This window comes from Variovorax paradoxus (assembly GCF_000834655.1).
GTDB lineage: Bacteria > Pseudomonadota > Gammaproteobacteria > Burkholderiales > Burkholderiaceae_C > Variovorax > Variovorax paradoxus_F.
The window spans coordinates 1-20,245 of record NZ_JXQQ01000041.1; the positions used below are offsets into that span (position 1 = coordinate 1).

General features: G+C 67.6%; 21 protein-coding genes. 6 read left to right on the forward strand and 15 right to left on the reverse strand.

Annotated features, from left to right (window positions below):
- Together RT97_RS17445 and RT97_RS17450 are read right to left on the reverse strand one after the other, a co-directional pair.
- Nucleotides 1–539 (reverse strand): efflux RND transporter periplasmic adaptor subunit (locus RT97_RS17445; RefSeq protein WP_042580158.1); only part of this gene is annotated, 539 nt, incomplete at its 3' end.
- Between the two features lie 107 nt (nucleotides 540–646).
- A complete protein-coding gene (locus RT97_RS17450) occupies nucleotides 647–2,491 on the reverse strand; it encodes a potassium transporter Kup (protein ID WP_042580065.1) in 1,845 nt (614 codons plus the stop codon).
- Nucleotides 2,492–2,639: 148 nt separating this feature from the next.
- On the opposite strand from RT97_RS17450, the gene hpnC reads away from it, so the two are divergent.
- The 4 genes from hpnC to RT97_RS17470 are packed head-to-tail and all read left to right on the forward strand — an operon-like array spanning nucleotide 2,640 to nucleotide 5,945.
- A complete protein-coding gene (gene hpnC, locus RT97_RS17455; protein ID WP_042580066.1) occupies nucleotides 2,640–3,554 on the forward strand; it encodes a squalene synthase HpnC in 915 nt (304 codons plus the stop codon).
- Nucleotides 3,551–4,390, forward strand: a complete 840-nt coding sequence (hpnD, locus tag RT97_RS17460; RefSeq protein ID WP_042580067.1) for a presqualene diphosphate synthase HpnD — start codon at nucleotides 3,551–3,553, stop codon at nucleotides 4,388–4,390. Before hpnC ends, hpnD begins: the two co-directional genes overlap by 4 nt.
- Nucleotides 4,387–5,646: a hydroxysqualene dehydroxylase HpnE gene (hpnE, locus tag RT97_RS17465; RefSeq protein WP_042580068.1), complete on the forward strand. Its 1,260-nt coding sequence runs from the start codon at nucleotides 4,387–4,389 to the stop codon at nucleotides 5,644–5,646. Before hpnD ends, hpnE begins: the two co-directional genes overlap by 4 nt.
- Entirely contained in the window at nucleotides 5,643–5,945 is a 303-nt protein-coding gene (locus RT97_RS17470; protein WP_042580069.1) for a hypothetical protein, read from the forward strand. The genes hpnE and RT97_RS17470 overlap by 4 nt, the downstream gene beginning before the upstream one ends.
- 12 nt (nucleotides 5,946–5,957) lie before the next feature.
- Here the strand turns inward: RT97_RS17470 and RT97_RS17475 are convergent, their stop codons facing one another.
- Nucleotides 5,958–6,599, reverse strand: a complete 642-nt coding sequence (locus RT97_RS17475) for a LysE family translocator (RefSeq protein ID WP_042580070.1) — start codon at nucleotides 6,597–6,599, stop codon at nucleotides 5,958–5,960.
- Between the two features lie 122 nt (nucleotides 6,600–6,721).
- On the opposite strand from RT97_RS17475, the gene RT97_RS17480 reads away from it, so the two are divergent.
- Nucleotides 6,722–7,027 (forward strand): NIPSNAP family protein, encoded by a 306-nt coding sequence (locus RT97_RS17480; protein WP_042580071.1) that lies wholly within the window; start codon nucleotides 6,722–6,724, stop codon nucleotides 7,025–7,027.
- Between the two features lie 129 nt (nucleotides 7,028–7,156).
- Here RT97_RS17480 and RT97_RS17485 read toward each other — a convergent pair whose 3' ends face one another.
- The gene (locus tag RT97_RS17485; protein ID WP_042580072.1) at nucleotides 7,157–7,888 is read right to left on the reverse strand and encodes an HAD family hydrolase; all 732 of its coding nucleotides are present in this window, start codon (nucleotides 7,886–7,888) and stop codon (nucleotides 7,157–7,159) included.
- 15 nt (nucleotides 7,889–7,903) lie between these two features.
- Between RT97_RS17485 and hemH the strand changes: the two genes are divergently transcribed.
- Complete coding sequence (hemH, locus tag RT97_RS17490; protein ID WP_042580073.1) at nucleotides 7,904–8,923, forward strand: ferrochelatase; 1,020 nt, start codon at nucleotides 7,904–7,906, stop codon at nucleotides 8,921–8,923.
- Between the two features lie 35 nt (nucleotides 8,924–8,958).
- Here hemH and RT97_RS17495 read toward each other — a convergent pair whose 3' ends face one another.
- The 11 genes from RT97_RS17495 to RT97_RS17545 form a co-directional block, all read right to left on the reverse strand.
- Nucleotides 8,959–9,465 (reverse strand): DUF1993 domain-containing protein, encoded by a 507-nt coding sequence (locus RT97_RS17495; protein WP_042580159.1) that lies wholly within the window; start codon nucleotides 9,463–9,465, stop codon nucleotides 8,959–8,961.
- A gap of 57 nt (nucleotides 9,466–9,522) precedes the next feature.
- The gene (locus RT97_RS17500; protein ID WP_042580074.1) at nucleotides 9,523–10,407 is read right to left on the reverse strand and encodes an alpha/beta fold hydrolase; all 885 of its coding nucleotides are present in this window, start codon (nucleotides 10,405–10,407) and stop codon (nucleotides 9,523–9,525) included.
- Nucleotides 10,404–11,471, reverse strand: coding sequence for a branched-chain amino acid ABC transporter permease (locus tag RT97_RS17505; protein WP_042580075.1), 1,068 nt, complete (start codon nucleotides 11,469–11,471; stop codon nucleotides 10,404–10,406). The genes RT97_RS17500 and RT97_RS17505 overlap by 4 nt, the downstream gene beginning before the upstream one ends.
- 13 nt (nucleotides 11,472–11,484) lie before the next feature.
- Complete coding sequence (locus tag RT97_RS17510) at nucleotides 11,485–12,465, reverse strand: branched-chain amino acid ABC transporter permease (protein ID WP_042580076.1); 981 nt, start codon at nucleotides 12,463–12,465, stop codon at nucleotides 11,485–11,487.
- Nucleotides 12,462–13,190, reverse strand: coding sequence for an ABC transporter ATP-binding protein (locus tag RT97_RS17515; protein WP_042580077.1), 729 nt, complete (start codon nucleotides 13,188–13,190; stop codon nucleotides 12,462–12,464). The genes RT97_RS17510 and RT97_RS17515 overlap by 4 nt, the downstream gene beginning before the upstream one ends.
- Nucleotides 13,191–13,335: 145 nt before the next feature.
- Nucleotides 13,336–14,103, reverse strand: a complete 768-nt coding sequence (locus tag RT97_RS17520) for an ABC transporter ATP-binding protein (RefSeq protein WP_042580078.1) — start codon at nucleotides 14,101–14,103, stop codon at nucleotides 13,336–13,338.
- A gap of 33 nt (nucleotides 14,104–14,136) precedes the next feature.
- On the reverse strand, nucleotides 14,137–15,585 hold the full coding sequence (locus tag RT97_RS17525; protein WP_042580079.1) for an extracellular catalytic domain type 2 short-chain-length polyhydroxyalkanoate depolymerase: 1,449 nt from the start codon (nucleotides 15,583–15,585) through the stop codon (nucleotides 14,137–14,139).
- A gap of 255 nt (nucleotides 15,586–15,840) precedes the next feature.
- Nucleotides 15,841–17,028: a substrate-binding domain-containing protein gene (locus tag RT97_RS17530; RefSeq protein WP_042580080.1), complete on the reverse strand. Its 1,188-nt coding sequence runs from the start codon at nucleotides 17,026–17,028 to the stop codon at nucleotides 15,841–15,843.
- Nucleotides 17,029–17,185: 157 nt separating this feature from the next.
- Nucleotides 17,186–17,449, reverse strand: a complete 264-nt coding sequence (locus RT97_RS17535; RefSeq protein WP_042580081.1) for a hypothetical protein — start codon at nucleotides 17,447–17,449, stop codon at nucleotides 17,186–17,188.
- Nucleotides 17,450–17,470: 21 nt separating this feature from the next.
- The gene (locus RT97_RS17540; protein WP_080898339.1) at nucleotides 17,471–18,583 is read right to left on the reverse strand and encodes a DUF4272 domain-containing protein; all 1,113 of its coding nucleotides are present in this window, start codon (nucleotides 18,581–18,583) and stop codon (nucleotides 17,471–17,473) included.
- A gap of 38 nt (nucleotides 18,584–18,621) precedes the next feature.
- Entirely contained in the window at nucleotides 18,622–20,148 is a 1,527-nt protein-coding gene (locus RT97_RS17545; RefSeq protein WP_042580082.1) for a sigma-54 interaction domain-containing protein, read from the reverse strand.
- Nucleotides 20,149–20,245: the final 97 nt, after the last annotated feature.

Below are 20,245 nucleotides of genomic sequence, written 5' to 3' on the forward strand. Positions count from 1 at the left end.
ACCAGCGTCGTGTAGTTGGCCTGGTTGCCCTGCGAGGAAAGCTGCGCCTGCGCCTGTTCGAGCTGCGCCTGCGCGGCCTTCCAGGTCGTCTCGCGACGCTCCAGTTCGGCGCCGCTGATGAAGTTCTGCTCGCGCAATTCGCGGTAGCGCTTGAGGTCGGCGGCGGCCAGGTCGCGGTTGGTGAGCGCCGCCGCCTGCTGCGCGCGGGCGGCATCGGCGGCCAGCTTGTAGTCCTGCGGATCGAGCTGGGCGAGCACCTGCCCGGCCTGCACGTGCTGCCCGAGATCGGCCTGGCGCTTGGTGATCTTGCCCGCCACGCGGAACCCGAGCCGCGATTCGACGCGGGCGCGGACCTCGGCCGAGAACTCGGGCTGGGCGTCGAAGTCGCTGGTGCCGACGGTCACCAGTTTCACCGCTCGCACGGGCTCCTCGGCGGCTGGCTTGGGCGAGCAGCCAGCCAGGATCAGGGAGGGAATCAGCAGCCACAAAGCGCTGCGCACCCGAGGAGTAAAAGTGGAAAAAGCGGTGGAGGCGGTCATGAGACACCCAAGAAAGGACAAACCCGGGCCTTTAATGACCCACTGGTTAGTAATCTAGGGTAAACGTTAAATACTGTCAATGACCCGCGGGTCAGTTGACGGTGTCTTCAGGTCCGCTGGCCCATTTCCACCAGCCGGTTGTCGGGCAGTTCGAAGTAGTCCGACGCCCTCCCCGCATTGCGCTGGAGCCAGCCGAACAGCACGCGCCGCACCGGGTTCATGCCCGGAAGGTTTTCCTCGCCCACCGAGGCGCGGGAGACGAAATACGAGGTCTTCATCGAGTCGATCGCCAGCGTCTTCTGGTAGGCCAGGATGCGGATGAATTCAGGCACGTCGGGCCGCTCCATGAAGCCGTGGCGCGCGGTGACCACCCAGATGCCCTCCATCAGCTGCTCCGCCTCGATGCGGATGCGCGCGTCCACGCGCGGCGTGTCGCAAGCCAGCACACGCAGCACGATCACCTGGTCGTGCAGCACCTGGTTGTGCTTCAAGTTATGCAGCAGCGCGTGCGGCACCGCCGTGGCGTCGGGGTTCAGGAACACCGCCGTGCCGCTCACCCGGTGCGGCATGTGCTGCGCCAGCGATTCGATGAAAGGCCGCAGCGGCAGGCTCTCTGCGGCCGCGGCCTCCAGGCCCAGGCGCCGGCCCTTGGCCCAGGTGGTGAAGAGCACCATCACCACTGCCGCCACGGCCAGCGTGAGCCAGCCGCCATCGGCCACCTTGAGGCTGTTGGCGATCACGAAGGTCAGGTCGACCACCGCGAAGGCCACCACGCCGACCACCACCGCCGCCTTGTTCCATTTCCATAGCCCCCAGGCGACGATGCCCGCGAGCAGCGTGGTCGTCACCATCGTGATCGACACCGCGATGCCGTACGCCGCAGAGAGCGCGCCCGAGCTGCGGAAGCCCAGCACCAGCAGCAGCACGCCCACCATCAGAAGCCAGTTCACGGCCGGCACGTAGATCTGCCCGATGGCCGAGCCCGAGGTCTGCACCACCCGCATGCGCGGCAGGTAGCCCATGCGCATCGCGTGCGCGGTGAGCGAGAAGGCACCCGAGATCACCGCCTGCGAGGCGATCACCGTCGCCATTGCGGCCAGCACCACCATCGGCAGCACGCCCCATGAAGGAAAGAGTCGGAAGAACGGGTTGTCGATGGCCGCCGGATTCGCCAGCACCAGCGCGCCCTGCCCGAAGTAGTTGAGCACCAGCCCCGGCAGCGCGATGAAGAGCCATGCCAGCCGGATCGGCCTGGCGCCGAAGTGCCCCATGTCGGCATAGAGCGCCTCGCCGCCTGTGAACGCCAGGAACACCGCCCCCAGCACCGCCAGCGACTGCGCCCGGTGCTCGATCAGGAAGCCGAACGCGCGCCGCGGATCGAGCGCCGCCAACACCTGCGGCTGCTGCAGCACCTGCCAGAGGCCCGCCGCGGCCAGCACGACGAACCACAGCAGCATCACCGGCCCGAAGATCTTGCCGACCACGCCCGTGCCTTTCTTCTGCACCATGAAGAGCGCGATCAGGATGACGACCGTGATCGGGATCACTGCGCGCTGCAGCATCGGCGCCTGAACCTCCAGCCCCTCGACCGCCGAGAGCACCGAAATGGCGGGCGTGATCAGGCTGTCGCCATAGAACATGGCCGCGCCCACGAGGCCCAGGAGACCGATCGCGTTCCAAACCCAGGGCTTGGTCTTCGGCCCGGCGACGGCGCTGCGCGCGAGCGCCTGCAGCGCCAGGATGCCGCCCTCGCCGTCGTGATCGGCACGCAGCACGAACACCACGTACTTCAGCGTCACCACGAACATCAGGCCCCAGAAGATCAGCGACAGCAGCCCCAGCACCGAATCGGGCGAGAACGGCACGCCGTGCTCGGGGTTCATCGTTTCCTTGAAGGCGTACAGCGGAGAGGTGCCGATGTCGCCGAACACGACGCCCAGCGCCGCGATCATCAATCCCGGCCCCGCCGGATGCCCTGCTGCGCCTTGCGCTGGAATCGGGGCCTTGGAAGCCGGGGCCGGTGCGTTCATGGGCAAGCTGTTCGAAGTGGCAACGCACCGAGCATAGTGCCGGGGGCATCGTGTCGCGGACAATCGTGGCGTGTCCGCCACTCCCCACCAAGCCGCTCCGCCGGCGCACTACGAAAACTTCCCGGTCGCCTCGTGGCTCTGCCCGCCGCACCTGCGCCCGCCGATCGCCGCGATCTACCACTTTGCGCGCACCGCCGACGACATCGCCGACGAAGGCGATGCGTCCTCGAGCCAGCGCCTGGCCGAGTTGCACGCCTACCGCGACGAGCTCGCTGCCGCCGCGCAGGGCGAGGCGCTCACCGCGTCGCGCTGGCCGCACGTCTTCGGCCCGCTCGCCCACAGCATCGCGCAGTACGGCCTGCCCGAAAACCTGCTCGCCGACCTGCTGAGCGCTTTCGTGCAAGACATCGAGAAGACCCGCGACAACGGCACCTACGCCGATCGCGCCGAGCTGCTCGACTACTGCCGCCGCTCGGCCAACCCGATCGGGCGCCTGCTGCTGCACCTGTACGGCGTGCACGACGCCCAGGCGCTGGCCAAGAGCGACGCCATCTGCAGCGCGTTGCAGCTCATCAATTTCTGGCAGGACCCGAGCGTCGATCTGCCCCGCGGGCGCTTCTATTTCCCGCTGACCGACTGCGCCCGGCGCGGACTCGCGCGCGAGCATTTCAAGGTGTTCGAGCCGCTCTCGGCCGCGCCGCCGCCGCAGGAGGCCATCAACCTCGTGTCGGTCGTGTCGTTCTGGGCCCGCGAGCTCATGGAGGAAGGCGCGCCGCTCGTGCATCGCCTGCCGGGCCGCGCGGGCTGGGAGCTGCGCCTGGTCGTGCAGGGAGGTCTGCGCATCCTGGACAAGATCACCGACCTGGGCTTCGACACCTTCTCCCAGCGCCCCACCATCGGCAAGGCCGATGCGCCCGTGCTGCTCTGGAAGACGCTGCGGATGCGGAGACAATGGCGCCCCATGAAAGCAGCGCCTCCCCGATGAATCCCGAGCAATACGTGCAAGACAAGGCCGCCGCCTCGGGCAGCAGTTTCTATTACGCCTTCCTGTTCCTGCCCAAGCCCCGCCGCGCCGCGATCACGGCGTTCTACGCCTTCTGCCGCGAGATCGACGACGTGGTCGACGAGGTCAGCGACCCCGGCGTGGCCGCCACCAAGCTCGCCTGGTGGCGCACCGAGGTGGCCCAGGCCTTCGCGGGCACGCCTCGGCATCCGGTCATGCTGGCGCTGATGCCGCACGTCGCGGCCTATGGCATCGAGGCGCGCCAGTTGCACGAGGTGATCGACGGCTGCCAGATGGACCTGGACCAGACCCGCTACCTCGACTTCCCCGGCCTTGCGCGCTACTGCCACCTCGTGGCTGGCGTGGTGGGCGAAGTCGCCGCGCGCATCTTCGGCCAGACCGATCCGCAGACCACCGCCTACGCCCACAAGCTGGGCCTGGCGCTGCAGCTCACGAACATCCTGCGCGACGTGGGCGAAGACGCCCTGCGCGGCCGCATCTACCTGCCGGTCAACGAGCTGCAGCAGTTCGACGTGAAGGCGCACGAGATCCTGAACCGCGTGCACTCGGACCGCTTCGTCGCGCTCATGAAGTTCCAGGCGCAACGCGCGCACACCGCCTACGACGAGGCGCTCGCCCTGCTCCCGGTGGCCGACCGCCGCACGCAGAAGCCCGGCTTGATGATGGCCAGCATCTACCGCACGCTGCTGCGCGAGATCGAGCGCGACGATTTCCAGGTGCTGAACCAGCGCGTGAGCCTGACGCCGGTGCGCAAGTTCTGGCTGGCGTGGAAAGTCCAGGCCCTGGGGCGGATTTGAAGACAGCCGTCATCGGCGCCGGCTGGGCCGGCCTCGCCTGCGCCGTCGAAGCCACGCGGCTCGGTCATGCCGTCACGCTGTTCGAGGCGGCGCACATGCCGGGCGGTCGCGCGCGCCGCGTGGACCACATGCACGGGATGGCGCTGGACAACGGGCAGCACATCCTCATCGGCGCCTACACGGCCACGCTGAAGCTGATGCGCGAAGTCGGTGTCGATGTCGAGAAGGCACTGCATCGCCTGCCGCTCTCGCTGCGATTCGCCGATGGCGGCGGCTTGAAGCTGCCGCGACTCCCCGCGCCGCTCGATCTGCTGGCGGGCATTTTCACGGCGCGCGGCTGGACGTGGCCGGACAAGTCCTCGCTGCTGCGCACCGCCGTCGGATGGCGCCTCGGCGGATTCCGTTGCGCCCCCGAAACGACGGTCGCCACGCTCTGCACCGGTCTCACGCCGCGCGTGATGCACGAACTGATCGAGCCGCTGTGCGTCTCGGCGCTCAACACGCCGGTCGCGCAGTCGAGCGGCGAAGTGTTCCTGCGCGTGCTGCAGGACGCGCTCTTCAGCGGCAGCGGCGGCGCGGACCTGCTGCTGCCGCGCGTGGATCTCGGCGCGCTGTTCCCGGATGCCGCGGTGGCGTGGCTCACGAAGCACGGCGCGACGCTACGCGTCGGCACGCGCGTGCGGGCCATCGCACCCGAAGCCGGGCAGTGGCGCGTCGACGACGAAACTTTCAATCAGGTCATCCTGGCCTGCGCCCCGTGGGATGCGGCACGACTGGTTCGCGCATCGGGCTTGCCGGCCGACCGCTGGTGCGAAACCACCGAGGCATTGCGCTTCGAAGCCATCGCCACGGTCTACGCGCGCGGCGCCTCGAAACTGGCGGAGCCGATGCTGGCGCTGCGCAGCGATCCGGCCACGGCACCCGCGCAGTTCGTGTTCGACCGCAGCCAACTCGGCGGCCCGGATGGCGTGCTCGCACTGGTCGTCAGCGCCAACGAGGCATCGCGCGAGGTGCTGGAGCAGCAGGTGATCGCGCAGGCTGCGACGCAGTTGGGCCAGGCATCGCTGGAAATCATCCAGACCGTCGTCGAGAAGCGCGCCACCTTCGCCTGCACGCCCGCGCTCGCACGGCCACCGATGCGCATCGCGCCCGGGCTGCAGGCCTGCGGCGACTACACCGAAGGCCCCTACCCCGCGACGCTCGAAGGCGCCGTGCTCAGCGGGCTGGCAGCCGCCAAGGCATCGACCGCCCCATGACAGAACTGCGCTACCTCGACTTCGACTACAGCGAAGACACCGAAGGCCACGGCACCTTCGATGCGATGGCTTCGACCGCGCCGGATAAAACGCCCGAGGTGCAGGCCGAGATCGAGCGGGTGCTCGCCTGGGCCGAAGCCACGTTTCCGAATGCGCGTGGCGCACTGGACGAAGGCGCGACCTGGGACCATGACCTGCAGGAAACGCGCGAGGACTCGCGCTTCACCACCCTCACCTTCTCGCTCAGCGGCACCGCGGACTTCTGCGCCGCGTTGCGCGAGCGGTTCGCGCTCGACTGAGGCCGCGGCCGCTCAGGCGGCCTTGCTGGGCAGGCGCAGCAAGCTCAGGCCCAGCAGCACGAAGGCGCCGCCGGAGGCGCGATTGAAGAGCTTCGAGCGGCGCGGATCGGACAGTTGCTTCTTCAGCATTCGCGCGAGCAGCACATAGAACGCGTGCGACAGCACCGAGCCCGCAGCGAAGGTGGCGGTCAATACCGCGAACTGCCCGAGGATCGGCGCGTCGTGCACGAGGAACTGCGGAAACAGCGCCGAGAAGAACAGGATGCCCTTGGGATTGGTGAGCGCCACGGTCACGCCGTTGCCGAACAGGCGCCACGCGGCGCGCGGTGCGGCGGGCGCGCCGGTTGCGGCCAGGTCGGAGAACACGCTGGCCCGGTTGCGCCACTGCTTCACGCCCAAGTAGATGAGGTACGCGGCGCCCGCGACCTTCAGCACCATGAACGCAGAGGCCGAGGTCGTCAGCACCACGCCCAGCCCCGCCATCGCGGCGGCCGACACCATGAACAGGCCCACCGCATTGCCCATCGAGCTGATCATCGCGCGTCGCGGGCCCACGGCGATCGAGTTCGAGACCGCGAGCAGCACGGCCGGACCGGGGGTGAAGGCGACGAGCAGCGTCACGCCGCAGAAGATGAGCCAGTTGGAGAAGTGCACTTTCGGGGTTCCTGCGCGAAAGGTGGTCAGGGGATGCGGAGACGGGGGAGCGGGAAACTATAGTCCGACGGCCCGCCGCCCGCCCGGGCCGCGCCGATTACCCCTCACCTCCGGGAAAAACCATGGTCACCTGCTACCTGCGCTACATCGTCGACGCCTACAAGCTCAAGGAATTCGAGCACTACGGCAAGCTCTGGATCCCGCTGGTCGAAAAGTTCGGCGGCAACCACCACGGCTACTTCCTGCCCTCGGAGGGCGCCAACGATGTCGCACTGGCGATGTTCAGCTTTCCGAGCCTCGCGGCCTACGAGAAGTACCGCGCCGACTCGATGCTAGACCCCGAGTGCCAGGCCGCCTTCAAGTACGCAGAGGACACGCGCTGCTTCCTGAGCTACGAGCGCAGCTTCTTCAGGCCTGTATTTGGCTGACCCCCAGGCTTCGCGCACTTCGTGTCGCTTCGCCAACCCCCTTTCAGGGGGCAACACCTGCGGCCCGGCAAAGCCGGTTCCGCGGTGTTTCTGGAATGGGCAGCGCTTCTTGCTGAAGCCGCGGTTTGATCAGGCGCCCAGCGCCACGCACAGCGCGTGCAGGTTCGGCACGATCAGTTGCGGCCGCGCGCCATGCACCCAGGGGCGCTCGTCGCGCACCAGCCATGCGGCCTGCATGCCGGCATTGAGCGCACCGACCACGTCGAGCTCGGCGTCGTCGCCCACGTGCAGCACGTCCTTGGGCAGGAGGCCGACCGAGGCCGCGGCGGCGCGGAAGATCGGCGCATGCGGCTTGCCGCTGCCGAAGGCGCGGGCATTGAACGCGGTGCGGAACCACCGGCCCACGCCGGTCTGGTGGATGTCGGCATTGCCGTTCGACACAGCGACCAAGGGGTAGCGTTCGCTGAGCCACTTGAGCGCGGGCAGCGCATCGTCGTACAGCGTCACGCGCTGGCGCTCGGCGAAGAAGGCGTCGAATGCCGGATCGGCCAGCGCCGGATCTTCGCCCGCCCGCTTGAGCGCGGTGCGGATCGACTCGCGGCGCAGCGCGCTCAGGTCGTGCGCGAGGTCGGAGCGCTCCTTGGCGGTGGCCTCGCGCAGTTCGCGCAGGATGCCGGGCGTGAGCAGCAGCGAGGCGGTCTTGGGCGCCTCGCGCAGGAGCCATTCCTGCAGCACGGCTTCGGCACGTTCGATGGTCGGCCAGATGGGCCAGAGGGTGTCGTCGAGGTCGAGCGAGATCGCGGCGATGCGCTGGACGTCGAGCGGCGCGGCGTTCGCGGGCGCTGGGGGAGCGGAGGTCATGCCTGAGAATATCGCATGCCCCACACCCCGACGAATGCCAGCTCCCCCCACGACCGCACCGCCGTGCTCTGGTGCAACCTCGGCTCCCCAGACGCTCCCACCGCCGCCGCCGTTCGCCCCTACCTCGCCGATTTCCTGGGCGACCCGCGCGTGGTCGAGATTCCGAAAGTGCTCTGGGCGCTGATCCTTCACGGCATCATCCTGCGCGTTCGGCCCGCCAAGTCGGCCGCCAAGTACGCGAGCATCTGGATGCCCGAAGGCTCGCCGCTCAAGGTGTGGACGCAGAAGCAGGCAACGCTCCTGGCCGGCTGGCTCGGCGAGCGCGGCCACCGCGTCACGGTGCGCGACGCGATGCGCTACGCCAACCCCTCGATCGCCTCGCGCCTGGATGCGCTTGCGGCCGAGGGTGCCACGCGCGTGCTGGTGCTGCAGGCCTATCCGCAGTACTCGGCGACCACCACCGCGAGCGTGATCGACGCGGTGAACGACTGGAGCCGCAAGCAGCGCCGCATTCCCGAATTCCGTTTCGTCAACCAGTACCACGACGACCCCGCCTACATCGATGCGCTCGCGCAGGGCATCGAGCGCCACTGGAAGACCGAAGGCCGCGGCGAGGTGCTGCTGATGAGCTTTCACGGCATTCCCGCGCGCAACATCGCGCTGGGCGATCCGTACCAATCGCAGTGCCTGGAAACCGCGCGCCTGCTCGCGGCGCGGCTGGGTCTTTCGGCGGCGCAGCACCGGGTCACTTTCCAGTCGCGCTTCGGCCGGGCCAAGTGGCTCGAGCCCTACACCGAGCCGACGCTGCGCGAGCTCGGCGCGAGCGGCGTGAAGCGCGTGGACGTGGTGTGCCCGGGCTTCCCGGCCGACTGCCTGGAGACGCTGGAAGAAATCGCGATGGAAGGCCGCGAGGCCTTCCTGCATGCGGGTGGCCAGGCCTTCAGCTACATCCCCTGCCTCAACGAGAGCCCGGCGTGGATCACCGCGCTCGCGGGCATCGCCGAACGCAACCTCGCGGGCTGGCCGACCCGATAGCTTGCGTTAGCCGCGACGCCGCCGCGGCCCCGCGCTCAGAACTTGCCGAGGTAGTCCAGCTTGCCGATCGGCATGCCGCTCTGGCGCAGCACGCCGTATGCGGTCGTCACGTGAAAGAAGAAGTTGGGCAGTGCGAACTGCAGCAGGTAGCGCTGCGCGGTGAAGGTGGCCTCGCCCTCGCGGGTCTTGAGGGTCACGGGGCGGTCTTCATGGCCGTCGATCAGCGAACGGTCCACGGTCGCGAGAAAGTCCTGCGTCTTCGCGATGCGGGCCACGAGGTCGTCCCAGGTCTTCTCCTCGTCGGGGAAGCTGGGCGCCGCAATGCCGGCGATGCGCGCCGCGCCGAGCTTGGAGGCATCGCTCGCGCGCTGGATCTGGCCGGCCAGCGTGAGCATGTCGGGTGCCAGGCGCGCATCGACCAGCGTGGCGGTGTCGATGCCGTTGGCCTTGGCATGCGCCAGGCTCTTGTCGAACAAATGAGTGAGCTGTCCGAGCCCGCGGGTGAAGACCGGGACCGAAATGTCGTACATCGAGAGCGCCATGGTGAGGTGAGCCTTGTAGTGGTTGAAGCCGGCGGCGATTGTGATGCCGCCTTGCATTCAGCGACCGGCGGCGCGGATAAACCCCTCGATGGGCTCCAGTTGCTCGGGCACGTTGAGCGCGGGCGCGTGACCGCACCCCTGGATTTCGATGACCTGCAGCCGCCCCAGCGCGCCCGGACCCCGGTGCCGCATCGCCTCGACCACCTCGGGCAGCACCAGGTCCGACTGGGCGCCGCGCAGGCACAGCACCGGCACCTCGATCGCGTCGTAGTGCGGCCAGATCAGGTAGTCGTTGTCGTGCGCGCTGAACTGCTTGACCATCGCCGGGTCGTAGTGCGGCGTCACGCGGCCGTCGGGCAGGCGGCGGGTGGAGCTTTCGGTCAGGCGGCGCCACTGGGCGTCGCTCAGCCAGCCGTAGGGCTTGTAGACGGTGCGAAAGAACGCCTCCAGCTCGGCCACCGTGTCGAACGAAGGCGGCTGGCCCGCATAGGCGCGGATGCGCTCGATGGCCGCCTCTGCGAGCTGCGGCGCGTTGTCGTTGAGCGTGAGGCTCGCGATGCGCGCCTTCATGCGCGGCTCGAACAGGCCCGAGGCGCAAACCATGCCGATCGCGCCGCCCATCGAGGTGCCGACCCAATGCACGCGGCCCAGGCGCAGCTCGTCGCACAGCGCGTTCGCGAGCTTTGCATAGAACGAGAGCTGGTATTCCTCGTCGGGCAGCGGGCTCCATTGGCTCAGGCCCCGGCCGATGGTGTCGGGGCAGATCACGCGAAAGCCGCGCGCGGCAAAGTGCTGCGCGAGCTCGTCCATGTCGCGGCCGGTGCGGGCCAGGCCGTGCCAGGCGATGACCACCGGCGCATCGGCCGCGCCCCATTCGAGCCAGTGGATTTCGCGGCCCGCCAGTTCTGCGTAGTGCGATGTGGGGATGAGAGGAGCGCTCATCGTGCTGCCCTCGCCCGCAGCTTGCCGACGATGCCGGTCGGGAAGTAATACACCGACAGCACGAACAGCACGCCGAGCCACAGCAGCCAGCGGTCGGGCGACAGCAGCGCCGCGAGCCAAGGCAGCCCGCTCGCCGCCTCGCTGCCCAGTCGCAGCAGGTCCTGCAGGTAGCTCTGCGCCACCACGAACAGCACCGCGCCGATGGCCGCGCCGTAGATGGTGCCCATGCCGCCGATCACCACGATCAGGAGCACGTCGATCATGATCTCGAAGCTCAGCGAGGTGTCGGGCCCGTTGTAGCGCAGCCAGATCGCGAGCATCGCGCCGGCCAGCGTGGCGAACAGCGCCGACAACACGGCCGCCGTCGTGCGGTACACCACCACGCGGTAGCCGATGGCCTCGGCACGGAACTCGTTTTCGCGAATGGCCTGCAGCACGCGGCCGAAGGGCGAGTTCACGATGCGCAGCAGCGCGAGCACCAGCAGCACGGCGGCGACGAACAGGAGGTAGTAGCAGAGCAGCCGTCCGTCGAGCGAAACGCCGAGGAACGGCTCTTCGGCGAACTCGAAGCTCGGCGAGATCAGCTCGGGCAGCTTGAAGGTCAGGCCGTCTTCGCCGCCGGTGAAGTCCGACAGCTGCGAGGCCAGCGTCTGGAACGCCGAGGCCACGGCCAGCGTGATCATCGCGAAGAAGATCGCGCGCACCCGCAGCGAGAAGAGCCCGATGGCGAACGAGAGCACCAGCGAAATCGCGAGCGATGCGCCCAGCCCCACGAGCACCGCGCCCCAGTTGGGCCCGAGCCGCGAAGCAGAGATGGCGATGCCATACGCGCCGATGCCGAAGAACATCGTGTGCGCGAAGCTCACGATGCCGGTGTAGCCCAGGAGCAGGTCGAAGCTCGCGACCAGCACCACGAACACCAGGATCTTGGCCGCGACGCTGAGCGCCTTCACGCCCGGGAAGATGAACGGCGCAAACGCCAGCGCGATGAACAGCGCCACGAGCAGCAGCGCCAGCAAGCGGCTGCGCGGCATGTCGTTGGAAAGAAGTCTTTTGAGGAACATGGTGTCTTCTTCCTCAGCGGTTCGCGACGGGGTAGACACCCTGCGGGCGCCACAGCAGCACGGCCACCATCAGGAAGATGCTGGCGAACTGCGTGAGCGTGGGCAGCAGGAAGCCGATGTAGTTGGTCATGAGCCCCACCAGCAGCGCGCCGATGAGCGCCCCGCCCGTCGAGCCCAGCCCGCCGATGATGATCACGATGAAGATCAGCACGTTGACCTGCGCGCCCATCTGCGGCACGAGGTTCTGCTGGAAGAGGCCCCACATCACGCCGCCCAGGCCCGCGAGCGCGCTGCCCACCACGAACACGCCGACGAAGAGCCGGCCGATGCGATAGCCGAGCGATTCGACCATCTCGCGGTCCTGCACGCCGGCGCGGATCAGGAGGCCGATCTTGGTGCGGCCGAGCGTCCATGCAAGCAGGCCGAACACCACCACGCCCACGGCGACGGCGAGCAGCCGGTACTTGCTGATGGCCGCATCGCCGATGAGCAGCGAGCCGCGCAGTGCCTCCGGCAGCGGCAGCGGCACCTGCGCCGGGCCCCAGATGACCTTGATGAGCTCTTCGCCGATGATCATGCCGCCCATCGTGATGAGGATCTGCTTGAGGTGTTGGCCGTAGACCGGCCGCACGATGAAGCGCTCGAACGCGAAGCCGACCGCGCCTGCGACGGCCATCGCGACCAGCATCGCGGGGAACACCGCCACGAGGTTGCGCCAGAGCTCCTGCGAACCGGTCCAGTCGCCCATGAGCCCGAGCACGCTGCTCGCCACGAAGGCGCCGAGCGCAATGAACACGCCGTGGCCGAAGTTCAGCACGTCCATCAGGCCGAACACCAGCGTGAGGCCCGAGGCGATGATGAAGATGATCATGCCCATCGCAAGCCCCGCGACCGTGAGCGTGAGCCAGGTCGAGAAGGAACCCGTGAGCGGCAGCGCGACGAGCGCGAGGATGGGGGCGAGAAGCAGCGGCTTCCAGTCGAAGTCGAGTTTCATAGGGCCAGTCCGAGCAGCGATTGCTGCAGTTGCGCATCGGCGGAGAACGCCGCCATCGAGCCGCTGTGCACCACGCGGCCGTTGTCCATCACCGCGACGTTGTCGCCCAGGCGCTGGGCGAAGTTGATGTTCTGCTCCACCAGCAGGATCGTCACGCCGCTCGCCTTGAGTTCGGCGAAGGCGTCGATCATGTTGTTGATCATCACGGGCGCGAGCCCCTTGCTGGGCTCGTCGATCAAGAGCAACTCGCGCGGCTCGACGATGGCACGCGAGACCGCCAGCATCTGCTTCTGCCCGCCGGAGAGCTTGCCGGCCGGGTGGTTCCAGAACTTCTCGACCGCGGGGAAGAGCTTGAAGATCCATTTCAGGCGCGTGTCGTCGATCTGCGCGGCGTTCTTGGCGCCGCGCGCGGCGAGCAGCATGTTCTCTTTCACCGTAAGGTCCGAGAAGATGCCCATGTTCTCAGGCACGTAGGCGATGCCCAGGCCCGCGATCTGCGGCGTCTGCAGCGCGGTGATGTCCTTGTCGGCAAAGCGAACCCTGCCCTCGGATGCATGCCACAGGCCCATGATGGTTCGTAGCGTGGTCGTCTTGCCCGCGCCGTTGCGCCCCAGCAGCATGGTGAGCTGGCCCTTGGGCACGGCGAGGTCCACGCCGTGCAGGATGTGATACGCCCCGATGTGCGTCTGCACGCCTTCGAGGGTCAGAAGATTCTGAGCGGTCATCGGCTTTGCTCCTTCCGCTTCCGGCGGAAGGCCGGGATGGGGGCAAGCGGCGCTTGCACGGCTGCGGCAAGGTGAAGGCCGCGAGCCCCCACCCCTGCCCTCCCCCGGGAGGGGAGGGAGAAATTCGGATTCATCGTCAGGCGTTTCATGCCGTGGCCTCCTTCGCAATGCCCAGGTAGGCCTCCTGCACCACCGGCGAGGCGATCACCTCGGCCGGCTCGCCATCGGCCACCAGCGTGCCGTTGTGCAGCACGATGATGCGGTCCGCGAGCTCGCGCACCACGTCCATCTTGTGCTCGACCAGGAGGATGGTCTTGGTCTTGTCCTGCTTGAGCTTGCGGATCAAATCGAGGATGACCGGCGCCTCGGCCGCGTTCATGCCGGCGGTGGGTTCGTCGAACATGAAGACCTTGGGCTCCAGCGCCATGAGCAATGCCACTTCGAGCTTGCGCTGGTCGCCGTGCGGCAGGCTCGCGACCGTGGCGTGCTCCCGCGACTTCAGCGCCACGTCGGCAAGGATCTGGTCCGCGCGCTCGGTCAGCGCCTTGTGGTCGCTCCAGATGCTCCAGAGGTTCAGGCCGCGCCGGTGCGCACCCTCGCGCGTGGCTTGCACCGCCAGGCGCACGTTCTCCAGCACCGTGAGGTTGGGGAACAGGTTGGTGAGCTGGAAGGCCCGCCCCAGCCCCGCGTGCGTGCGCGCGGACGGCGACATGCCCGAGAGCGATTGCCCGTCGAGCGACACCGTGCCGGCGCTCGCCTTGAGCTGGCCCGAGATCAGGTTGAAGTAGGTGGTCTTGCCCGCCCCGTTGGGGCCGACGATGGCCGTCAGCGTGCCCGGCGCGAAAGCGCAGCTCACGCTGTTGACGGCCACGTGCCCACCGAAGCGGATGGTCAGGTCTCGGGTCTCAAGCATCGTTGGTCATTGCAAAAAAAGAAAAAGTGCCGTTCAACAGGTGCCGACCACGTAGTAGCCCGGGCCGGTCTGCTTCAGCGTGGTCGTCACGTAGATGTTCCACAGGCCCATCGACTGCCCCGAGCCGTAGGCATAGGTCAGGCCATACAGCGCGTAGGCACGCCCGGCCATCGTGTGGGTGTAGTTGCTCGCGGTGTAGCAGGTGCCGCCGGTGCCGCCCGAGGTCGTGGTGCCGGTGGCGGCCGTCGACATCGCACCCTGCGCGTTGCCCGCGTCCAGCGCGGCCACGGTCCAGCTGTAGGTGGTGGATGCGGCCAGGCCCGTGTCGGTGTAGTTGGTGCCGGCCACCGGCGCGGCGTTGACCTTGCTGCCGCCGCGGTACACGTTGTAGCCGGTGGCGCCCGAGACGCCGGCCCAGCCGATCACCATGCTGCTGGCGGTCGCACCCGAGGTGCCCACGCCGGTGGGCGCCGGCAGCGACGAGCCGCCGCCCGAGCTGGTCACGCGATCGACCATGGCCTTCATCGCCGCCATCTGCGGGCCCGACTTCTTCGCGTAGTTCGCGTTGTCGTAGCCCCACCAGTCCCAGCAGCTGTTGGTGGCCGCGGTGCTGGTCTGCGGATAGATGAGCACGATGTTGTTGGTGTCGGCCCAGCGGTTGTAGCCGGTCTTCTTGACGTACTGGTCGCCCACGTCGGTGTAGTTCTGCTTGCAGCCGTGCAGCACCAGGTGCACGCGGCACGAGGCGGTGGTGCACGCCTGCGGCACGTAGATCCAGCCGGTCGCGGCCGCGCCGTGGCCGGTGATGAATTCCGACTGGTTGAACTCGGTGAAGGTGCCGCCCAGCGTGCCGTTGTTGCGCGGGTTCAGCGGGCCGTACAGGTGCGTGAGGATCGCGCCCGCGAGGTCGAAGCCGCAGTTGTTGATGTAGGGCGTGGCGGTGGTGCTGCAGGCGCCGCCGTAGTCGTCGGTAACCATCGCGTGGCCCGCGCCCAGGTTGTTCTTGTAGACCGTGTTGGCCGCGGGCACGAAGCTCTGGTAGTAGGTCTTCAGGTCGTCCATCACCGCCTGCTTGACGGTGTTGTCGGCAGTGCCGGAGAAGAGGTAGACCTTGGAGCCCGCGAGATTCGAGACCGGATCGATCGTGCCGCTCGCGGCCCAGCTGTTGGTGGTGCTCACGAGCGTGGACACCGGGATGCTGGTGCTGTGCGTCATGCAGCGCCCCGTGGCATTGAGCACCGAGCCTTCGGCGCAGTAGTAAGGCCCGCCCGCCACGATGCCGGCGCCGCGCTTGAAGGTGGCCGAATAGGCCACGTGCAGTTGCACGGCCATGAAGCCGCCCGCCGAGAGGCCCGAGACGCTCACCTCCGCCGGGTTGGCGTTGAGCGCGGGCAGCGGCACCGCCGCCATTGCGGCATGCGCCGCCACCGTCATTGCCGCAGCCGCGGCCAGTCCCTTCCAGTTCCTTCTCATCGCTTGCATCGCTGTCTCCTAATGTTGTGGGTATCGAACGCTTGCTTGCAGACTGACGAATCGGCCGTGGAAACGCACCGGCTTGCGCGCACGCACGCTGGCGCTTCGCCCGGCGGCCATCCGGGGCGAAAAAGGGAGCGGCGATTTCGGGTTGCCGCGTATTCAAGGGAACACCGCGGAACCGGCTCTGCCGGGCCGCAGGTGTTGCCCCCGGTAGGGGGTTGGCGAAGCGACACGAAGTGCGCGAAGCCTGGGGGCGAGCCCTTATCTCTTGTTCTTGATCGGGATGTCCATCTCTTCGGGCTTGATCTCGTGCACCAGTTCAGGCACGCCCCAGGCGAACGCCGGGTCGACCTTGATCTTGAAGTGGTACATCGACTGCATCGCCTGGTGGTCTTCCTTGCGGAAGGTCATCTTGCCCTTGGGCGTGTCGAAGCTCATGCCTTCCATGGTGCTGATGAGCTTGTTGGTGTTGGTGTCGCCGTTGGTCTTCTTGAGCGCTGTCACCACCGCCATCGCGGCCGAGAAACCGCCGGCCGTGAAGAAGTCCGGCGGCGTCTTGAACTGCTTGTAGTGCGCCGAGACCATCGCCTCGTTCACCGGGTTCTTCGGGATGCCGAAGTAGTAGTACGCCGCGCCCTCCATGCCCGGCAGCGCCTTGTACGCGGCCATGGCCGGCAGGATGTTGCCGCCGGTGGCGATCTCGATGTTGTAGCGCTTGAGGTCCAGGTCGACGATCTTGAACGGGTTGCCCGCGCCGGCCCAGACGATCCAGATGATCTTGCGGCCCGGCTGGTCCTTCAGCTTGTCGATCAGGCGCTGGGCGCCCGCGGTGAAGTCGGTGGTCGCGGGCGGGAGGTACTCCTCGTGCACCAGCTTCGCCTTCTTGAGCGCGGCGCCGAAGGCCTTCACGCCGTCGCGGCCGAAGGCGTTGTCCTGCGCGAGGGTGGCGACGGTGACGCCGGCCTTGTCGACCGCCACTGCATTGGAGATCGCGTCCTGGCTCGAATTGCGGCCGGTGCGGAAGATGTACTTGTTCCACTTGTCGCCGGTGATCGAGTCGGCCACGGCGGGCTCGACCACGAGGATCTTCTTGTATTCCTCGGCCACCGGCAGCATCGCCAGCGCGACGCCCGAAGCGGTCGGGCCGACGGCCAGCGCGGCCTTGTCATCCGAATACGCGGCGGCCAGCAGTGACTTGCCCAGGTCCGGCTTGCCCTGGTCGTCCTTCTCGATGACCACGAGCTTCTTGCCGTTGACCATCATCGTGCCGCCGGTGGCGTAGTCCAGGCCCATCGCAAAGCCGGTCTGGGTCTGCTTGCCGTAGGCCTCCAGCGGACCGGTCTTGCTGTAGATGTGGGCGATGCGGATTTCGTTGGACTGGGCCCAGGCGGGAGCCGCAGCGGCGCAGGCGGAAAGCGCGGCCAGCGCGACGAGGTGGCGACGGATCATCGTTATGTCTCCTGAAAGTGGTGACTGAATATTGCACAGTTCGTGCCACACGCCCAACTCATTGATAACAAAGGCATCTTCATTGGGAAGAGGCCTTCGTCGCCTGAATTCAGAACACTTGTCGTGTCTGATTTTCAGACGACTGTATTTTTATCAGTCAGGGTTTGCCAGAAGCCTGCCGGGCCGCGATCCAGCGCTGGAATTCGCGCTCCGCCTGCATGCGGAATTCGTTGCGCGTGTGGTTGCAGATGGCGTGGGCCAGGCGCCGGTGCTTCTGGTTGCGCACGCCGCCCAGGGTCGAATCGACGAGGTGCTCGATGGTCGCGGACTCGGGCCGGCCGTGCGGCTCGTCGAAGTCCATGGGGAGGCCGCACCAGTGGCAGTTGGGGCCGAAGGTGGAACGCAGGGCTCGGACGCTCATGGTGCGGCGCTCGGGGCGGTGTCAGGTCGGCGTATCGACGTCATCCCATTCCTTGCCCTCGAAGCGGACCAGCCAGTTCAGCGCCCTGTGGCGCTCCAAAATCACGCCGGCATCGAGCCCCGCCGGCACGGCCTGCTCCTTCAGTTGCGCCTGACGCGTCATCCAGTGCAGTCGGTAGTGCAGGTCGAGCGCGTCGAGGATCTCGCTGTCCGGCCGCATCCGCATCGCGCGCATCAAGCCTTGCTCGTCGTGCGCGTCCAGCAGGAGGCGGGTGGTCAACGGCACGTCGCAGATGGCCGAGGGAAACGGCAACTCGTCCACCAGTCCCATCGCCCATTCCAGGAGGAACACGCACTCGTAGCGCCAGCCGAACTGGGCAACCTCCGATTCCGTCGGCGCCTCCTGCAGCAGAAAGGCTTGCTCCTTCGGCGTCAGGAGCGCGCGCGCCGACCGCAAGCGCTCGAACAGGGTTTCGACGGGAAACGGGTCCTTGGCCGCCAGCGACTCCGCCTGGACGGCCACGGCAAGCATCGCGAATGCCCTGCCCGCGATGTCCTGCGGCGTGCGCAAGCGCAGTTCGGGCTCCGAGACCAGGGGTGGCAGAGATTGGGGCGGCGGCATCTGCCTGTCCGAAAGAAACGCGTCCGTGCGCGCCTTCCGCTCCCATGCCTGCGAAGGATAGGGAACAGCAGCGCGTCCATCGCCCTCCTCGCCGCTCGCGGACAGAAGGACCTGGCCGTGGGGATCGCGGATGCCGCCATCGCGAAGGAACACGATCGCGTTGGCCCTCACGGCCCAGTCGGCGAACGCATCGAGCTGCGCGTCTTCGACGACCAGGCTCAGGTGCTGCCGCACTCGCTGGATGTGCCGCATCACGTGATAACGGTTGCGCGACATCTCGCCGTTGCCCCGGCTCAGCACATAGCCGACGAAACCTTCGAGGTGCGGGGCGAGTTCGGGGTCGGAGAGATCGCGGCGCGCCACCAAGGTGTGCGCGAATTGAAGCGCCGGAACCTCGGCGCAGGTGCAATAAGCGTTGATCAGCATCCCTTCCTGCGGGATTGCGTCCGCCTGCTCTACCGAGGCCGCGGGTTTCACCAGCACATCCTTCAGCTTCGCGAACAAGCCCATCATCGAATCCTCTTCCTTGATGTTTGGTTGCCGATCGGAGCTCAGCGCTCCTGATTCGTCATGCGCTCATACAAGGTCGCGCGCGAAATACCGAGCAGCCGCGAAGTCGCCAGCTTGTTGCCGCCCGTGCTCGCCATGGCCGCTGCAATGGCCTTGCGCTCCAGCTCCGCGACCTGCTGCGCCAGGGGCCGCAGCAGCGCGGCTTCTTCATCGCGTCCCGCATGCGAGAGGTCGGGTAGCTCGATCTGCTCCAGCCCGGCTTCACGCAGGATGCGTTCGAGCTGCACGGCATCGATGCGCTGCGAGTCGCTGCGCATGGTCACCTGCTCCAGCACGTTGCGCAGTTCGCGGATGTTGCCGCGCCAGTGCTGGCCCGCGAGCAGCGCGAGCGCATCGGGCGTGAGTTCGGGCGGCGCCTCGCCGCTCCGCAGGGCCATGTCTTCGCCAAGCGCCTCGACCAGCGCGGGGATGTCGCTGCGCCGCTCCCGCAGCGGCGGCACGCGCAATGGCAGCACGTTGAGGCGGTAATAAAGGTCTTCGCGGAACAGGCCACGCCGCACCAGCTCGGGCAGGTCGCGCGAGGTGGCGGCGATCACGCGCGCATCGAAGGGCACGAGCTTGTTGGAGCCGAGCGGTTCGATCTCGCCCTCCTGCAATGCACGCAGCAGCTTGGCCTGCAGGCCGAGCGGCATGTCGCCGATCTCGTCGAGGAAGAGGCTCCCGCCATCGGCCAGCTTGAACTTGCCTTCGCGCCCTCGCCTGTCGGCGCCGGTGAAGGCGCCGGGGGCGAAGCCGAAGAACTCCGCCTCCAGCAGCGTGTCGGGCACGGCCGCGATGTTGACGCTGACGAACATGCCCTTGGCGCGCGCGGACGACGCATGGATCGCATGCGCCAGCAGTTCCTTGCCGGTGCCGGTTTCGCCCAGCAGCAGCACCGGGCTGGCCGATTGCGCCGCGCGGCGCGCATGGCGCTTTACCTCCACCGCGGCAGGGCTGCTGCCGATGAAGCTCGCGAAGGTGTATTTGGAGCGCCGCTGCCCATCGGGCGCGTGCTGATAGAGCGGGTTGTTGCGCTGGCTCGCGAGTTCGCGCCGCGCGTCGTCCAGGTCGCGCTGCAGCAGCGCGAACTTGCTGATGAGCGGCTGCAGCGTGGTCTCGGGCTGGTCGAACAGCACGATGCCGATGGCGCCGATCACGTCGCCCGCGCCACCTTCGGGGCGATCGCTCTCCGCACGCAGCGGAATGCGGCTGACCACGAAAGTGCCCGCCTTGTTGGTGAGCAGGTCCACGAGGATCGGCTCGCCGGTCTCGAGCACACGGCGCATCTGCGTGTTGGGAATCACGTCCTCGACCATGTGGCCCTGGAACTGGTCGATGGACGAAAAACCCAGCGCCGGCAGGAAGCGCCGGTAGCCTTCGTTCACCCACACGATGCGCCCGCTGCTGTCCACCAGGAACATGCCCTGGCTGATGCTGGAGAACAGATGGAACATCGAGCGCGCGGCGAGCGCGAGGATGCCCTCTGCATCGAGGGGCAAGGCGGGAGGAGCGGCTGGGGCAGCAGGCATGGGCGGATCGTACTGTGCCTCGGCCCCGGCAAATCTGTCATGGATGTGGCACGGAAAATCTTCGTAACCACACACGGGCAAAGACCTTCAGCATTCC

Bases quoted from the DNA above. Each gene is read 5' to 3' on its own strand.
- RT97_RS17450 (WP_042580065.1), bottom strand. From the start codon at position 2,491: ATGATCGCGGCGCTGGGCGTCGTGTTCGGCGACATCGGCACCTCTCCG.
- hpnD (WP_042580067.1), top strand. From the start codon at position 3,551: ATGAATCCCGAGCAATACGTGCAAGACAAGGCCGCCGCCTCGGGCAGC.
- RT97_RS17470 (WP_042580069.1), top strand. From the start codon at position 5,643: ATGACAGAACTGCGCTACCTCGACTTCGACTACAGCGAAGACACCGAA.
- RT97_RS17480 (WP_042580071.1), top strand. From the start codon at position 6,722: ATGGTCACCTGCTACCTGCGCTACATCGTCGACGCCTACAAGCTCAAG.
- RT97_RS17485 (WP_042580072.1), bottom strand. From the start codon at position 7,888: ATGACCTCCGCTCCCCCAGCGCCCGCGAACGCCGCGCCGCTCGACGTC.
- hemH (WP_042580073.1), top strand. From the start codon at position 7,904: ATGCCCCACACCCCGACGAATGCCAGCTCCCCCCACGACCGCACCGCC.
- RT97_RS17495 (WP_042580159.1), bottom strand. From the start codon at position 9,465: ATGGCGCTCTCGATGTACGACATTTCGGTCCCGGTCTTCACCCGCGGG.
- RT97_RS17500 (WP_042580074.1), bottom strand. From the start codon at position 10,407: ATGAGCGCTCCTCTCATCCCCACATCGCACTACGCAGAACTGGCGGGC.
- RT97_RS17505 (WP_042580075.1), bottom strand. From the start codon at position 11,471: ATGTTCCTCAAAAGACTTCTTTCCAACGACATGCCGCGCAGCCGCTTG.
- RT97_RS17510 (WP_042580076.1), bottom strand. From the start codon at position 12,465: ATGAAACTCGACTTCGACTGGAAGCCGCTGCTTCTCGCCCCCATCCTC.
- RT97_RS17515 (WP_042580077.1), bottom strand. From the start codon at position 13,190: ATGACCGCTCAGAATCTTCTGACCCTCGAAGGCGTGCAGACGCACATC.
- RT97_RS17520 (WP_042580078.1), bottom strand. From the start codon at position 14,103: ATGCTTGAGACCCGAGACCTGACCATCCGCTTCGGTGGGCACGTGGCC.
- RT97_RS17525 (WP_042580079.1), bottom strand. From the start codon at position 15,585: ATGCAAGCGATGAGAAGGAACTGGAAGGGACTGGCCGCGGCTGCGGCA.
- RT97_RS17530 (WP_042580080.1), bottom strand. From the start codon at position 17,028: ATGATCCGTCGCCACCTCGTCGCGCTGGCCGCGCTTTCCGCCTGCGCC.
- RT97_RS17535 (WP_042580081.1), bottom strand. From the start codon at position 17,449: ATGAGCGTCCGAGCCCTGCGTTCCACCTTCGGCCCCAACTGCCACTGG.
- RT97_RS17540 (WP_080898339.1), bottom strand. From the start codon at position 18,583: ATGATGGGCTTGTTCGCGAAGCTGAAGGATGTGCTGGTGAAACCCGCG.
- RT97_RS17545 (WP_042580082.1), bottom strand. From the start codon at position 20,148: ATGCCTGCTGCCCCAGCCGCTCCTCCCGCCTTGCCCCTCGATGCAGAG.